This is a genomic window from Chloroflexus sp. (genome assembly GCF_034435895.1).
Taxonomy (GTDB): domain Bacteria; phylum Chloroflexota; class Chloroflexia; order Chloroflexales; family Chloroflexaceae; genus Chloroflexus.
Window position 1 is genome coordinate 1 of sequence record NZ_DAOTWH010000153.1, and the last position, 3,249, is coordinate 3,249.

At 63.5% G+C, this 3,249-nt stretch carries 1 protein-coding gene; it reads left to right on the forward strand.

Translation table 11 applies throughout. The annotated features are described in order from the left end of the window. Positions 1–3,249: hypothetical protein (locus tag U9R81_RS09215; protein ID WP_322495186.1), on the forward strand; the 3,249-nt coding region annotated here is incomplete at both ends.

A 3,249-nucleotide genomic window follows, 5' to 3' on the forward strand; every position in this document is an offset into this window, starting at 1 on the left:
GCCTTGCCGGCGATGGCTGCGGCGGCAGCGGCACCGGCTTTGACACTACCCAAGTCTACGGTCACGCGCTCATTCGCGACGCGGCCTCGCCCGCCGCCCCCTGCGAAGGCGGCCGCACCAGCGGCCTCTGCTACCGGATGTGGTACTCTGGCTTCGATGCTTTTGGCGTCCGCCGGATTGGCCTCGCCCTCTCCCCCAACGGCGTCACGTGGAGCCGCGTCGTTGGCCCCGGCCCCAGCGGCAGCGTGCTTGGGCCCGGCCCCGCTGGCAATTTTGACAGCGCCAATACCTCCTTTCCGTCGGTCATCCGTACCAACACCGGCTATCTGATGTGGTACACCGGCGGCAACGGCAGCACCTTCGCCATCGGTCTCGCTTCTTCCACCGATGGCGTTAACTGGACCCGCATCCCCGGCCCGCTCACCGGCAACGCCGTGCTCCGGCCCGCTGGCATTGCCGGCGCCTTCGACCAATCCATTATCGCCGCCTCCCGCGTCATCCGCGATGCCGCCTCGACCCTCGCCCCCTGCGAAGGCGGCCGCACCAGCGGCCTCTGCTACCGGATGTGGTATCAGGGCATCGATAGCAGCAACCGCTTCTTCATCGGCTACGCCCTCTCCCCCGACGGCCTGAATTGGACCCGCGTCCCCGGCCCCGGCACCAATGGCAGCGTGATTGGCCAAGGCCCCACCGGCACCTTCGATGCCCAAAACTCAGCCATCGCCGCCGTGGTCAAAGACGGCCTCCGCTACCGGATGTGGTACAGCGCCCAAGACAGCAGCGGCGCTCACCGCATTGGGCACGTCGTCTCGCTCGACGGCGTCAACTGGGTGCGTCCCGTTCCTAACAATGCCGTTTGGAGCGGCAGCGACGACCCCGGCACCCTCAGCCCCGACAATGTCTGGAGCCCGTTCGTGCTGAAAGAGGAGTTGGGCTACCGGATGTGGTATAACCACACTACCCGCGAGAACTCGCGCCGGGTCGGCTTGGCCGCGGTGACGCCGGGCACGCCGCTGAGCGCGGTCGGCCTGAGCGGGGTGAGCAATGTCTACACCGTGACTTTTACGACTGCGGCGACCATTCCGGCAGACGGGTATGTCTTAATCACGCTGCCGGCGGCAGTGGCTATCGCCGATGTCAGTGCGGTTGACCTGAGCGGATTTGGCGCTGGGGCAACGTTGACCGTGGAAAATGGCATCTTGACCGACGCCGAAGCGGGAGGCGACGCCCGCGGCGCGTTGCTCGTCCGGCTGAGCGAGGCCGCCGCGCCCGGCCCTAAGAGCATTTCGTTTGCCCTTGCCTCCCCGCCCGCGGCGGACACCACCGTGCTGGTGCAGACTTTCGACAGCCGCGAGGTGTTGGAATATGCAACAGTGACAATCACCGGCACCGGCATCTTCCCTACGCCGACTGCAACCCCAATGCCACCAACGGCAACCCCAACACCGATCAATTCGCCAACCCCAGCGCCAACGAATACTGCCACACCTACGCCAACCCCGCCGCCGAGCGGCAACAATCAGCCTTGGAGCTTCGTCGCCGGCTCATGTGCCAGCGGAGCAATCTTTGGCGTCGCAGGCAGCGCCTGCGGAGGCGGCGGCACCAGCTTCGATACCGATGAAATTTTCCCACCGAGCGTTGTGTTTGATGAAGCGTCGGCGCTGCGGCCCTGCGAGAACGAACGCACGAGCGGCGTCTGCTACCGGATGTGGTATGTCGGTGTAAGTGATGGGATCCGGCGGATTGGCTATGCCGTTTCACCCGATGGCATCGCGTGGACACGGGTGCCCGGCCCGCTCACCGGCGGCGCAGTGTTTGTTGGCTCCGGTGTAGCCGGCAGCTTCGATAGCCTTGGCGTAACGACGATGCATGTTATCCGCTATGGCGATGGCTTTCGGATGTACTACAGCGGGTTTGCATCATCAGGGATGATCGATGGCTTAGGAATGGCCGAGTCAACCGATGGAATCGCGTGGACGCGCGTGCCCGGCCCATTGGCCGGCGGCGCAATGATCCGCGCGTCAGGGCAAACCAACCAGTTTGATGCCACATATGTTGTTGCACCAGCCGTACTCGTTGATGAAGCGTCACCGATCGCACCCTGCGAGAACGGGCGCACGAGCGGCGTCTGCCACCGGATGTGGTTTGAGGGTGTGAATAATGTAAGCAGTTACCTCTTCCGCATTGGCTACGCCGTCTCTCCAGATGGGATCAACTGGACGAGGATCGCAACCTTCAGCGACGGCTCGGTCGTGCAGCCCGCGCCCTTTGGCAACTTTGACGACAACAACGCTGGCGTGCCGATGGTGATCAAAGACGGCGCGATTTACCGGATGTGGTTTGAGGCCAATGGCTATAGCAGTGGCTACACCACTGGCTATCTGGTCTCAACTGATGGCCGCAACTGGACTCGCGCCGTACCGAATACACCGGTATGGACAGGCACAATGGATCCGATCAACGTGGGTTCGCCTGATGAAGTGTGGGCCGTGCGCACGTTGAAGGAAGGGCCGTCGTACCGGCTCTATTACACGACTAGCACTCGGCCCAATTCGCGCCGCTTTGCGCTGGCCGCCATGACTCCCGGCACACCGCTGAACGTTAGCGTTGCTCAGACTGGTACCAGCTATACGCTGAACTTTACTACGGATGCGACCTCGGTAGGAGGCAGTGTGTTAATCACGCTGCCACCGAGCATCCCAACCAATGCGCTGAGCGCCGGCGCAGTGAGTGGCTTTGGCAGTGGGGCGAACCTCGCGGTTGATCCTGCCGCCGTGACTGATGCACTCTCTGGCGGTGTCGCCCGTAGCGCCTTGCTGTTGCGTCTCCCGGCAGGTGCTCCAGCAGGAGTGAAGAGCATTACCTTTACCATCACCGGTCTCAGCACCGATGCCAGTGCATTGGTGCAGGTATTCAATGCGCGTGAAGTGATGGGATATGCGATCGTTACATTAGCCGCTTCGACAGAACCGACGGCAACCGCGACTGCTGGCCCATCGCCGACGCCGACGGCAACCGCGACTGCTGGCCCGTCGCCGACACCCACCGCAACGAATACGCCATCACCAACCGCGACGGCAACCAATACTCCCGTGCCGATCAGCAACTTCGCGCTCAGCTTCGTCAGCAACGATAGCGCGCGCGGCGCGGCGATCCCCGGCCTGAACGCCAGCCATACGCTCGAATTCTGGTTCCGCCCCAGCGCCACCGGCCAAACCGGCGTTATCGCCGCCAGCAATGCCACTGGCA